This window comes from Klebsiella sp. K-3 (genome assembly GCF_051207495.1).
GTDB classification, from domain to species: Bacteria; Pseudomonadota; Gammaproteobacteria; order Enterobacterales; family Enterobacteriaceae; genus Klebsiella; species Klebsiella aerogenes.
Window position 1 is genome coordinate 326,132 of the sequence record NZ_JBPNXF010000008.1, and the last position, 12,165, is coordinate 338,296.

At 56.3% G+C, this 12,165-nt stretch carries 14 protein-coding genes; 2 read left to right on the top strand and 12 right to left on the bottom strand.

The features are described 5' to 3' along the window. Positions 1–280: 280 nt before the first annotated feature. From hemW to ACSEMK_RS15655, 5 genes are read right to left on the bottom strand one after another with little or no spacing between them, the layout of a single operon-like run. Positions 281–1,420, bottom strand: coding sequence for a radical SAM family heme chaperone HemW (gene hemW, locus ACSEMK_RS15635; protein WP_087859782.1), 1,140 nt, complete (start codon positions 1,418–1,420; stop codon positions 281–283). After that, positions 1,413–2,006, bottom strand: coding sequence for an XTP/dITP diphosphatase (locus tag ACSEMK_RS15640; protein ID WP_047044090.1), 594 nt, complete (start codon positions 2,004–2,006; stop codon positions 1,413–1,415). The genes hemW and ACSEMK_RS15640 overlap by 8 nt, the downstream gene beginning before the upstream one ends. 12 nt (positions 2,007–2,018) lie before the next feature. Beyond that, positions 2,019–2,309: a DUF167 family protein YggU gene (gene yggU, locus ACSEMK_RS15645; RefSeq protein ID WP_087859781.1), complete on the bottom strand. Its 291-nt coding sequence runs from the start codon at positions 2,307–2,309 to the stop codon at positions 2,019–2,021. Next, the gene (locus tag ACSEMK_RS15650) at positions 2,306–2,872 is read right to left on the bottom strand and encodes a YggT family protein (protein ID WP_015369729.1); all 567 of its coding nucleotides are present in this window, start codon (positions 2,870–2,872) and stop codon (positions 2,306–2,308) included. Before ACSEMK_RS15650 ends, yggU begins: the two co-directional genes overlap by 4 nt. Positions 2,873–2,889: 17 nt before the next feature. Continuing rightward, positions 2,890–3,594 (bottom strand): YggS family pyridoxal phosphate-dependent enzyme, encoded by a 705-nt coding sequence (locus ACSEMK_RS15655; RefSeq protein WP_047043378.1) that lies wholly within the window; start codon positions 3,592–3,594, stop codon positions 2,890–2,892. A gap of 16 nt (positions 3,595–3,610) precedes the next feature. On the opposite strand from ACSEMK_RS15655, the gene ACSEMK_RS15660 reads away from it, so the two are divergent. Both ACSEMK_RS15660 and ACSEMK_RS15665 read left to right on the top strand, forming a co-directional pair. Continuing rightward, a complete protein-coding gene (locus tag ACSEMK_RS15660) occupies positions 3,611–4,600 on the top strand; it encodes a type IV pilus twitching motility protein PilT (RefSeq protein ID WP_430915089.1) in 990 nt (329 codons plus the stop codon). Positions 4,601–4,941: 341 nt separating this feature from the next. Next, positions 4,942–5,595, top strand: coding sequence for a LuxR C-terminal-related transcriptional regulator (locus ACSEMK_RS15665; RefSeq protein WP_087859779.1), 654 nt, complete (start codon positions 4,942–4,944; stop codon positions 5,593–5,595). 481 nt (positions 5,596–6,076) lie between these two features. On the opposite strand, the gene ruvX is transcribed toward ACSEMK_RS15665, so the two are convergent. The 7 genes from ruvX to ACSEMK_RS15700 form a co-directional block, all read right to left on the bottom strand. Then, entirely contained in the window at positions 6,077–6,493 is a 417-nt protein-coding gene (gene ruvX, locus ACSEMK_RS15670; protein ID WP_015369733.1) for a Holliday junction resolvase RuvX, read from the bottom strand. Continuing rightward, a complete protein-coding gene (locus ACSEMK_RS15675) occupies positions 6,493–7,056 on the bottom strand; it encodes a YqgE/AlgH family protein (protein WP_045392076.1) in 564 nt (187 codons plus the stop codon). The genes ruvX and ACSEMK_RS15675 overlap by 1 nt, the downstream gene beginning before the upstream one ends. A gap of 131 nt (positions 7,057–7,187) precedes the next feature. Continuing rightward, positions 7,188–8,138, bottom strand: coding sequence for a glutathione synthase (gshB, locus tag ACSEMK_RS15680; protein WP_045392071.1), 951 nt, complete (start codon positions 8,136–8,138; stop codon positions 7,188–7,190). Between the two features lie 48 nt (positions 8,139–8,186). Further along, positions 8,187–8,918, bottom strand: a complete 732-nt coding sequence (gene rsmE / locus ACSEMK_RS15685) for a 16S rRNA (uracil(1498)-N(3))-methyltransferase (protein WP_213793572.1) — start codon at positions 8,916–8,918, stop codon at positions 8,187–8,189. An 88-nt stretch (positions 8,919–9,006) separates the two neighbouring features. Further along, the gene (endA, locus tag ACSEMK_RS15690; RefSeq protein WP_015369737.1) at positions 9,007–9,714 is read right to left on the bottom strand and encodes a deoxyribonuclease I; all 708 of its coding nucleotides are present in this window, start codon (positions 9,712–9,714) and stop codon (positions 9,007–9,009) included. A gap of 94 nt (positions 9,715–9,808) precedes the next feature. Further along, positions 9,809–10,309, bottom strand: a complete 501-nt coding sequence (locus ACSEMK_RS15695) for a SprT family zinc-dependent metalloprotease (RefSeq protein ID WP_435336606.1) — start codon at positions 10,307–10,309, stop codon at positions 9,809–9,811. Between the two features lie 77 nt (positions 10,310–10,386). Further along, entirely contained in the window at positions 10,387–11,781 is a 1,395-nt protein-coding gene (locus ACSEMK_RS15700; RefSeq protein ID WP_045379571.1) for a sugar porter family MFS transporter, read from the bottom strand. Positions 11,782–12,165: the final 384 nt, after the last annotated feature.

Sequence of the window (12,165 nt, forward strand, 5' to 3'; positions counted from 1 at the left end):
CTTTTTTATAGGCTTAAGCCCGCCGGGTTGCGCCGACGTTACAGAGACTTTTTTAATCAGAGTTACCAATAATTCACATGCAGGATACTTCGGTTTTACATTTGCTCAACCGATGAAGCAGGATTACCACTGTGCAAAAAATGAGTCAAGAAAAGGAAAAAAGTCGATCTGATTTTGTGATTCGCTGCAAATAAGCGAACAAAAAAACGCCAGTCAATTTGACCGTAGCGGGAGAGGATATAGGGGGAAGATACGGGCGACGATGCGCCGCCCGCAGGGATTACTCTTCGCTGAGGAACAGCTCCAGCAGCGAATTTAAAAACAGCTTACCGTGCTCGGTAATCTGCCAGTTTTGCGCATCTTCCAGCAGATAGCCTTCGGCGATGGCGGCATCGATTTGCGGACGGATAACCTGCTCATCAAGGCCGGTATACAAGCTGAACTCCGCGCGCGGCGCGGCCTCCAGCAGGCGGAAGCGGTTCATAAAGAACTCGAACGGTTTATCCGCCGCCTCCACGTCGTGCTGGCGCTCCAGGTAACGGCCTTCCATGTAGCCGCGCGGGTGACGGGTTTTTGCCGTACGCAGAATGCGGCCATCAGGGAAGGTCACTTTGCCGTGTGCGCCGCAGCCGATACCGAGGTAGTCGCCAAAGCGCCAGTAGTTGAGATTGTGCTGGCACTGATAGCCTGGTTTGGCGTAAGCGGAGGTCTCGTACTGCTGATAACCTGCGGCGCTTAGCAATTGATGCCCCTGCTCGAAAATATCCCACAGCGCGTCGTCATCCGGTAACACCGGCGGGCGCGAACCAAACAGCGTGTTCGGCTCAATAGTCAACTGATACCACGACAGATGCGGCGGATTCAGCGCGATCGCCTGGCGTAAGTCATCCAGCGCTTCTTCCAGCGACTGGTCCGGCAGGCCATGCATTAAATCGAGGTTAAAGCTACGCAGCCCCAGGCCGCTCGCCAGCCGCGCCGCGCGCTTTGCCTCTTCCGGACCGTGAATACGCCCCAGACGCTGCAATTTGGGCTCGCTAAAGCTCTGCACGCCAATGGAGATACGGTTGACCCCGGCACGCTGATACTCAACGAAGCGATCGGCCTCCACGGTCCCCGGATTGGCTTCCATGGTGATCTCCGCATCCGCCGCCAGCGGCAGGCAGGCGCGCACGCCATCAAGCAGGGTTTGCATCGCCGGGCCGGAAAGCAGGCTTGGCGTACCGCCGCCGATAAAAATAGTCTTAATTTCACGTCCCTGTGCGTATGGCGCATCGTGGCGCAGATCGGCAAGCAGGTGCTGGACGTAGTCGTCGTGCGGCACTTCGCCCTTTAACGCATGCGAATTGAAATCGCAGTACGGGCATTTCTGCACGCACCACGGGATATGAATATAAAGACTCAGAGGCGGCAAATTAGCCATTACGTAATGCTTCCAGTAACAGTTTCAGCGCCTGCCCGCGGTGGGAAATGGCGCTTTTCTCTTCACGGCTCAGCTCCGCTGCGGTTTTACCCTCGGACGGAACAAAGAAAATCGGGTCATAGCCAAAGCCGCCGTTACCCGCCGCCTGACGAGTAATCACGCCCGGCCAGCTGCCATGGCATACCAGCGGCGTCGGGTCTTCGGCATGACGCAGATACACCAGCACGCAGTGGAACTGGGCCTGGCGTTGCTCATCGGGCACATCCTGTAGAGCATCCAGCAGCTTTTCCAGATTCTGCTGGTCGCTGGCGTTTTCACCCGAGTAGCGAGCGGAGTAAATTCCCGGCGCGCCGCCCAGCGCATCCACCGCCAGACCCGAATCGTCGGCAATGGCCGGCAGGCCGGTGACCTGCGCGGCGTGACGCGCTTTGAGGATCGCGTTTTCGATAAAGGTCAGGCCGGTTTCTTCGGCGGAATCGACCCCAAGCTCAGTCTGGGCGACGACGTCGAGGCCAAAATCTTCCAGCAGCGAGGCCAGCTCGCGAACTTTACCGGCGTTGCCGGTAGCGAGTACAACTTTTTGCATATTCAATCCTGTTTAGTCAGCCAGCGCCGCGACGGCGGGCGGGATCTGCTGCGGGTGAATGATTTTTATCTGTTTATGACGGCCCAGTTCGCCTTTTTCGATAAGCACCTGGCTTTTCGCGACGCGGAACTGTTTAGCGAGATATTTTACCAGATGGGCATTTGCCTGGCCGTCGACGGGTGGGGCGGTGATGGCGACTTTGAGCTCGTCGCCATGCAGACCAACAAGGCTGTCGCGGCTGGCCTTTGGCTGAATATACAGCCTGAGCACCAGCCCATCAGCACAGACTTCAACGGCACTCATAGCGCCATCCACAGCCCCGGAAGCAGGACATTGCCGGTAGCTTGCAGCAGCTCGGCGATACCCATGTTAATCACGTACAGCAGCAGCACCAGCACCATCGGCGAAAAGTCGATGCCGCCCATGGATGGCAGCAGGTTGCGGATTGGGCGCAGCAGCGGGTCGGCCAACTGCATCAGCACGTATTCTACCGGGCTGCGGCCCTGGCTTACCCAGCTCATAATAGCCATCAGCAGCAGCACCCAGAAAATCAGCGAACCGATGGTTTTCAGTAGGATCAGCACCGCGGCAATCCAGATAATCGGCTGGAAGGTGACCACCATAAACAGTACGATCGCCTTGATAACGCAGAGCACGAAGGCGACCAGCAGGGAGGCGCTATCCAGCGGCCCCATTGCCGGGATAATCCGGCGCAGCGGCCCGACGATAGGCTGGGTCGCTTTCACGACGAATTGCGAAAACGGATTGTAAAAGTCGCAGCGCGCCCACTGCATCCAGACGCGTAACAACATGACCATTGTGTAGAGCTCAATGACCGTTGAGAGCAGGAAGGTCAACGTCTTCATGGCGTTCCTCAGATTCCTTATTTTTTGCTGTAGTCGCGCGCGCCGAAGATTGCGGTCCCGATGCGCACCATAGTGCTTCCCGCCGCGATAGCGGCTTCCATGTCATCCGACATGCCCAGAGAGAGCGTATCAACCGAAGGGTAGAGCGTTTTCAGTTGCGCGAATGCTACCGCCATTTGTTGGGCGACGGCAAACTGCCTTTCATACTCTGACTCTGGCGCCGGAATGGCCATTAACCCGCGAAGCTGGAGGTTCGGTAAGGCGGCGACACCGGCGGCTAAAGCGTCAAGCTCCGCCAGCGGGATCCCGGATTTACTCTGTTCATCGCTGATGTTGATTTGAATCAGCACGTTCAGCGGTGGTAAATCCGCTGGACGTTGCTCGCTCAGGCGGGTGGCGATTTTCAACCGGTCGACGGTGTGGCACCAGTCAAAATGTTCGGCCACCAGCCGGCTTTTGTTGGACTGCAGCGGGCCGATGAAGTGCCACTGCAGACCGCTAGCGCCCGCCTGCTGGAAATAGCGGATTTTATCCACCCCTTCCTGGACGTAGTTTTCGCCGAATGCCCGCTGTCCTGCGGCCATTGCTTCTTCGATAGCGCTCGCAGGTTTGGTTTTACTCACTGCAAGCAACGTAACTTCTTCTGGAGCGCGGCCGCAGCGGGCGGCAGCGCCTGAGATTTTATCCCGGACCTGTGCCAGGTTATGCGCAATATCGTTCATATTCCGAGGATCAGTTATGGAGCTGGAAGAAATCGTGGCCCTTAGTGTAAAGCATAACGTCTCCGATCTACACCTGTGCAGCGCGTATCCGCCGCGCTGGCGTCGTTTGGGAAAGCTTGAGCCTGCGCCGTTTACTGCGCCGGATGTTGAGAAAATCCTCACTCGCTGGCTTAACGACCCACAGCTGGCGCAGTGGTGTGCCGATGGTCAGGTTGACTTCGCTTTGGCTCTCCCGAACGGGCCTCGGCTGCGCGCCAGCGCTTTTGCCCACACGCGTGGCCTGTCGCTGGCTTTGCGTCTGTTGCCGCAGCAATGTCCACAGTTGGTTGATTTGGGCGCGCCCGCCGCGCTTAGCGAATTGCTAAATGAAGAGAGTGGTTTGATCCTGGTTACCGGCGCTACCGGTAGCGGCAAGTCGACCACCCTGGCGGCGATGGTGGACTACCTCAATCAACATCGCCATGGTCATATTTTAACCCTTGAGGATCCCGTGGAGTTTATTCACGCCAGCAGGAACTGCCTGATCCAGCAGCGCGAAATCGGCCGCCATTGCTCCTCCTTCGCGGCGGCGCTACGCGTAGCGCTGCGTCAGGACCCGGACGTCATCTTATTAGGTGAGCTGCGCGATAGCGAAACTATCCGCCTGGCGCTGACCGCAGCCGAAACCGGGCACCTGGTGCTGGCGACGCTGCATACCCGCAGCGCGGCGCAGGCCATCGAGCGGCTGGTGGATGTGTTTCCGGCGGAAGAAAAAGAGCCGGTTCGCAGCCAGCTGGCAGGGAGCTTATGCGCTGTGGCGGCGCAAAAATTGTTGCCAAATGCTTCCGGCAGTCGGGTTGCGCTATACGAACTTTTAGTGAACACGCCAGCGGTGGCAAATTTGATCCGCGAAGGGAAAACGCATCAGCTACCCGGCGTGATGCAAACCGGTCAGCAGGCAGGAATGCAAACCTTTGCGCAGAGTTTTCAACAACGTGCAGCGGCAGGTGAGTTATTGCCCTCGTAGAGATGAAACCAAGTTGGTATTCATTAAATTGTTAATTCAGTGTTCAATTAATGTTTTGATAAATGTTTTTATAATACAAATAAGTGGTACGACCTAAGCCTAAATAATGAATGTTATGACAGCAGGCTTACATTTACCTCGCTTCACCAGGAAAAAAGTAGGATTACCTTTTGACACTTTTGCGGGGTTCGATTTATGCTGTTTACGGGAATAGGAAGATTCTCATGAAATGATGTTTCAATAACCAAACTGTATTTGAAAATATAAATACATTATTGAACGTTTAATTTTCAGTTAATTTAACCGCTAAGATGGCGGGGTACTGCTAAGGAGAGTTTCAAGTGATTAATTTATCGGAGAATTTACTGCATTCGCGTCAGGTGACTTTCATTACTCATCCATCCATTCAGAGTAATGCATTTGCGGCGTGGTTGACTGAGAAGCTATCCGTAAACGTAACTCTGCATAATATCAACAAACCGCTAACTCAACGCCTGGCAAAAGATTCCGTAATATTGTTTGATATTGCTGTTTCCAATAAGAAATTGAATAGCGTGTGGCGAGATATTATTCGCGTACAGGCAGATAATCCGCGTTTGTTGATTATCAATAGCGCGCAAAAGTATGAGTTGTACGAAATGGCGCAATGGCCTGCGTTATATGGCGTATTCCGTCATGACGACGACCAATCGCGCTTAATTGAGGGCGTCAAAGCCGTATTGAATGGTGAACAGACGGCTGAATTGAGCGTGATGCACCCGGCGCTGTATTCTGCAGATCAGGTCACGGCGCCGACGGAGAACTCACCGTTGACCGAGCGTGAATGTGAGATCCTCAACGAGCTGCGCTGCGGCGCAACAAATATGGATATCGCACGCGCGTTATTCATCAGCGAAAACACCGTACGTACCCATCTGTACAATGTGTTCCGCAAGCTGAGCGTGAAGAACCGAACCCAGGCGGTAAGCTGGGCGAATGAACATCTGCGTCACTGATTGCCCGGCGGCGCTACGCTTGCGCGGGCCTACGGGTTATGCCAGCGGGGGTTTTGTAGGCCGGGTAAGGCGAAGCCGCCACCCGGCGCAAAAGCGGCTCCGCGTCCGCTGCCATGATTGCCCGGCGGCGCTACGCTTGCGCGGGCCTACGGGTTACTCCAGCGGGGGTTTTGTAGGCCGGGTAAGGCGAAGCCGCCACCCGGCGCGAAAGCGGTTCCGCGTCCGCTGCCATGATTGCCCGGCGGCGCTACGCTTGCGCGGGCCTACGGGTGATGCCAGCGGGGGTTTTGTAGGCCGGGTAAGGCGAAGCCGCCACCCGGCGCAAAAGCGGCTCCGCGTCCGCTGCCATGATTGCCCGGCGGCGCTACGCTTGCGCGGGCCTACGGGTTACTCCAGCGGGGGTTTTGTAGGCCGGGTAAGGCGAAGCCGCCACCCGGCGCAAAAGCGAATCCATGCTTCGCTTTCATCCCAGAGCTACCGATCAGTATCCCTGTTCGAAATAGCTTTCGAGGATAACCACGGCAGAGGCGGAATCAACGCTGCCTTTATTGAGCGCGCGAAAACCACCGTGTTCAAACAGGCCGGCGCGAGCTTCGACGGTGCTTAAACGCTCGTCGTGGAGGGTGATTTTCACGCCGAAGCGGCCATGAATTTTATTGGCGAAATTACGTGCGCGCGCGGTTAGCGGCTGTTCGGTGCCGTCCATGTTCAGCGGCAGACCGACAATCACCGCTTCCGGCTGCCACTCTTTCAACAGCTTTTCGATGATGTTCCAGTCCGGCTTGCCGTCCTGCGCCTTCAGCGCCGGGAGCGGACGCGCCGTGCCGGTAATGCGCTGCCCAACGGCGACGCCAATGCTTTTGGTGCCAAAATCAAAACTCAAAAAGGTACCGCTCATTATGCATGCCCCGCGTCGGCAGGCATCGTCACGATATCGATACCGATAAGTTTGGCCGCTTCGCGCCAGCGATCGGCAATCGGCGTTTTAAACAAAATATTCTGATCGGCCGGTGCGGTAAGCCAGGCGTTATCGAGAATTTCCTGCTCCAGTTGCCCTTTTTCCCACGACGCGTAGCCCAACGCCACCAGCACGTTGCTCGGTTGTTTATCGGTACCGAGGGTTTCCAGCACGTCGCGTGAGGTGGTGATCACCGTGTTGTCGGAGATACGGATGCTGGAGGAAAAATCAGACGGCGGCGTGTGCAGGATAAAACCGCGATCCTCCGCCAGCGGGCCGCCGACCATCACCGGTTTATCCAGGCGAATTTCCGGGTTGCGCGCCACCGGCGCGATTTTCAGTTTTTCCAGGATCCCTTCCACCTGCAAATTTTCCAGCGGCTTATTGATGATAATGCCCATGGCGCCATCGTCGTTGTACTCGCAGATATAGACGACGGAGCGACGGAAAAGAGGGTCCTGTAGCGCAGGCATGGCAATCAGAAAGTGATGCTGTAAATTCATTGTCAGAGGTTCTGTTCCTGGTTTAAAAAAACAACACCCAGTATGCGGGTAAAGTAGAAACGTGTCGATGCACTTTGTTTTACAGGCGCCAGAGAGGCGCCTGACGGGCGGGCGTTTGCCCTTCCCAGTGCTTATTTGTTGATACGTTTTTCGATAGCGTCCATCAGCATGCCGGTAATCGACACGTCCGGGAAAGCGGCTTCGATTTCGCGCACGCAGGTCGGGCTGGTGACGTTAATTTCGGTCAGGCGATCGCCGATGATATCCAGGCCGACGAAAATAAGGCCTTTGGCTTTTAGCGTCGGGCCGACGCGGCGGGCGATTTCCCAGTCGCTTTCGGTCAGCGGACGCGCTTCGCCACGGCCGCCAGCGGCCAGGTTGCCGCGCGTTTCACCGCCCTGCGGGATGCGTGCGAGGCAGTATGGCACCGGCTCGCCGTCTACCACCAGCACACGTTTGTCGCCGTCTTTGATGGCCGGCAGATAATTCTGCGCCATGCAGTAGCGGCTACCCAGTTCGGTCAGGGTTTCGGAAATGACGCCGAGGTTCGGATCGCCTGCTTTCACGCGGAATATTGAAGCGCCGCCCATGCCGTCCAGCGGTTTGAGAATGATATCGCCGTGTTTTTCCCAGAACGCTTTCAACTGGGCTTTATTACGGGTGACCAGCGTTTCCGGAGTTAGCTCGGAGAACCAGGCGGTGAACAGCTTTTCGTTACAGTCGCGCAGGCTCTGCGGCTTGTTGACGATAAGCGTGCCTTTCTCTTCCGCGCGTTCGAGAATGTAGGTGGCGTAGATAAACTCGGTATCGAACGGCGGGTCTTTACGCATCAGGATGACGTCGAGATCCGCCAGCGGCAGATCCTGTTCGCCGGTGAACGCGTACCATTTGTCGTAATTCTGCTCGACGCTCAGCGTGCGCGTACGGGCGCGGGATTCGCCGTTGATGAGGTACAGGTCGTTCATCTCCATATAATGCAGTTCATAGCCGCGACGCTGCGCTTCCAGCAACATCGCGAAGCTGGTGTCTTTTTTAATGTTGATGGATGCGATAGGGTCCATCACGATGCCGAGCTTGATCATTGTTCTCTCCATTAGCGCTGTCGTGTTTGCGGATTGTTGCGCCAGATTTTAGCCCAGATCGCCAAAACGCACCTGCAGCGCGGTGATGGCGGTGAGCGCGGTAGTCTCAGTACGCAGAACGCGCGGTCCCAACAGGATATCAGTAAACTGGTAGCGAGCGGTCATCGCTATCTCTTCCGCCGACAGGCCGCCTTCCGGGCCAATCAGCAGGCGAACACGTTCAACCGGCAGCGGCAGCGTATTGATACTGGCGCTGGCGCGCGGGTGCAGGTTGAGCTTGAGGCCGTTTTCTTCCTCGGCGCACCAGGCTTCCAGCTGCATCGCCGGGCGTATTTCCGGCACGACGTTACGGCCGCTCTGTTCGCAGGCGGCAATGGCGATTTTCTGCCACTGCTGAATCTTCTTCTGCAAGCGTTCGGCATCCAGTTTAACGCCGCAGCGCTCGGAAAACAGTGGCGTTATGAGGCTTACGCCAAGTTCGATCGATTTCTGGATGGTGAATTCCATTTTTTCGCCGCGTGACATCACCTGGCCGAGATGGATGTGCAGCGGAGATTCACGATCGTCGAGCTGGCCGCGGATAACCTCGACCATGACGTTTTTCTTACCCGCTTCGGTGATGACCGCATCGAAAACCTGATTGCTGCCGTCAAACAGCTGTATTTCCTGGCCTTTGCTCATGCGCAGGACGCGGCCAACGTGGTTTGCCGCGTCGTCGCTCAGGGCGATGTGGCTGCCGGGGGTAATGCGTTCCGGGTGGTGGATGCGAGGAATGCGCATGCTTGATATTCCGTTCTTCGCGCAGATAGCGTCTTCCCCATAGCGGGGAAGACGGCGGCTGCAAATTAACAATTGCCGCTAGTGTAGGTTAGCTCTTTTGCGCCTGGCAAGCCTGCTGGACGTAAGGATTATGGTTGCCCTGAACTTTGGCGATTCGCTCATCGCGTTCGCACTCCCAGGAGGTCACCGGATACTGCTTATCCCAGGCGGTAAACAGCTGGGTTTGCTGGCGGGAAAGAGTCAGCTGATAGCGGTCGCGCATATAGAAGTAGGTGCGGGCGATCGAGCCGCGGGCGCGTACCGGCGGTTCGGCGACTTTATCTTTGAAATCCACCTTCATGGCGCATTGACCATACTGTCCATCGCCGCCGTTCCACTGGCTGTACATAAAGTTGCCGCGATCGCCATTGACCTCGCCGACCGCAGGCTGCAGGTTATGCATATCGCTTTCCATCTTGCGATATTCCGGATCTTTGGCGCAGTTTTTACGTCCACCATCCTGCCAGCACTGGCGCTGGTGGCCGAACTGCCACGCCGGAACCACGTGTTCCCATTCGACCCGGCTGGCGCGGTTCTCGTTTTTACGCACTTTGTAGCCGCAAGATTCCAGATCGATAACGCCTTTTTTACCCTGCCAGTCGATTTTACAACCGCAATAAAAGTCGCCGGGGACGTCGGCATTCACTTTTACGCCTGCGGCTTTCGCCTGGGAAAAACTATGAATACCAGCTGCCGCAAGCGGGCCGCTGGCTGCCACGCTGAACAACGCGACGGCAAAAACATACATACGGGACATCGTAAACTCCGTGTCAAAACGAGCCCGCAACGTAGCGAATGAGGGTGTCAGATGCAATCAGTCAGATCAGAAAGTTTCTAATTAATTCCGGTGGTTACTTTTTCGCCACCAGCAGATCGCCGCAGCGAACGCAGCGGTAAGTGGCTTCACCGCGCACCACGCGGTTATGGCGACGGACGGTTAGCTGATGCTGCTGGCACTGGCAGCGATAGGGGAAGGTGTTCTGGCGTACTGAATCGAGCTCAAAGCGGTGGGTGCGGCGGGCGGGGACGCCCAGCACGGCCTCCATCATCCATTTCCACTCTTTACCGTGCGGCGCGACGCGGCCAAAGTGTTTCCACACCAGCAGATGCGCCAGTTCGTGCGGCACCACTTCATCGATAAACGCCTGCTGATTTTCCAGCAATAGCACTGGATTGAGGCGGATCTCGTTTTTCTCCAGCCACGCGGTGCCTGCGGAGGTGCCGCGCTGCTGATAAACCAGCGTCGGTTCCGCATAGCGGCGTTCCAGCTTGAGATTGGCGGTGGCGAGATGCTCCCGCAGGCTACGCATGACGGCCTGCTGGATAGCGATGGGAATTCGGGGTGTTTTCATAGCGCCAGAGGATAGTGCGCCGCGCGGGGGAGAGCAAGAAGAAGCTTCCTCCCGGAGGGGAGGAAGCACAGAGGGGATTAATCGCGAGCGCCGATTTCGCGCAGCGGGCGTCCCTGCATCAGGTTGCGTTCAATATGTTCCAGCGAGACGTTTTTGGTTTCTGGAATCAGCCAGATAGTCAGCAGGATAAACAGCACGTTCAGACCGCCGTAGACCCAGAAGGTGTTGGCGCTGCCGAGAGAGTTCAGCATGGTCAGGAAGGTGGCGCCGACGATCATATTGGCAATCCAGTTGGTCGCGGTGGAGCAGGTGATACCGAAATCGCGGCCTTTCAGCGGCTGTATTTCAGAACACAGTACCCAAATCAGCGGGCCGGCGCTCATCGCGAAGCCGACGATAAACATCAGCAGCATCAGTACTGCAAAGTACTGCGCGGTAGCAGAGTGAATACCGATATGCATCATGCTGCCCAGTACGCCCATACCGGCGGCCATCACGATAAAGCCGAGGATCAGCGTCGGTTTACGGCCCCAGCGGTCGACCAGGCCGATAGCGATAAAGGTGGCCAGTACGTTGGTCAGGCCGACGATCACTGTGCCCCACATTTGCTCAGTGGTATTGGCATAGCCCGCCAGTTCAAAAATCTTCGGCGCATAGTACATGATGACGTTCATCCCGGTGAACTGTTGCATGATCTGCAGCAGGACGCCAAGGAACACCGCGCGGCGGAAGTTGCTGTTCTCTTTGAACAGCGCCCAGCCGGACTGTTTGACTTTCAAGCTTTCGCGGATTTCATCGAGCTCGCGTTTGGCTTCGGCGCTGGTATCGCGCAGGCGCAGCAGGACGCGTTCGGCATCGACGAAACGGCGTTTAGCGGCAAACCAGCGCGGGCTATCCGGCAGGAAGATTACGCCGATCAGCAGCAGGATTGCCGGGATGATAATCACGCCGAGCATCCAGCGCCACGCGCCGCTGTAGCTGAAGGCGGTGTCAGAGAGGTAGGCGCCGAGAATACCGATGGTAATCATCAACTGGTACATCGAAATCATACTGCCGCGGATTTTCTCCGGCGCGATTTCCGACAAGTACAGCGGCGCGGTGTAAGAGGCGACGCCAACCGCCAGCCCCAGCAGGACGCGAGAGATCAGCAGGATTTCGACGTTCGGCGCGGCGGCGGAAAATAGCGAACCGGCCACGAACAGGATCGCGCCGATCATCAGGCTTTTTTTACGCCCAAGTTTGAAAGAGAGCCAGCCGCTGCCCACTGCGCCGACGGCGGCGCCGAACATCATGGAGCTGACCACCCACTCCTGGGTATGCGCGCTGATTTGGAATTCATTGGCAATGAACGGTAAGGCGCCGGCAATAACGCCGATATCAAGGCCGAACAGTAAGCCGGCCAGCGCGGCGAGGAAACAGACAAAGAACGTCATCGTCTTGTTTGAACGCCCTTGTTTTTTGTTGTCAGGCATAACGCCCTCCAGTTGAGTTATTGATTCTGTCGATGCTTAGAGTAGGGGAGTGCAGGACAAAAAAACGTGATTACAATCACGACTGTGTAATCGGTTACACTAAGGTAAAGATATGTAATCAGTAAAAACATATTCAAATCATAGATATAAAAGGCAAATATCGCCAATAAGAATGGGCTGAAACGGCGATTTTTGACATGTTATGTAACATTGTGAAAAGAGTTCGCGCCTGCGGGTAGCTAGAACGATCCCGCCCTTGCGGCAGATATGTAATCGCTTTCATCAAGTGGGGAAAGGAAATGGATCAAAGACGGTCAAACGTCGGGGGAGAGATTCAGGGCAACAAAAAGGCCAGCGCGGGGCTGGCCTTAAGCAGTCAAGCGG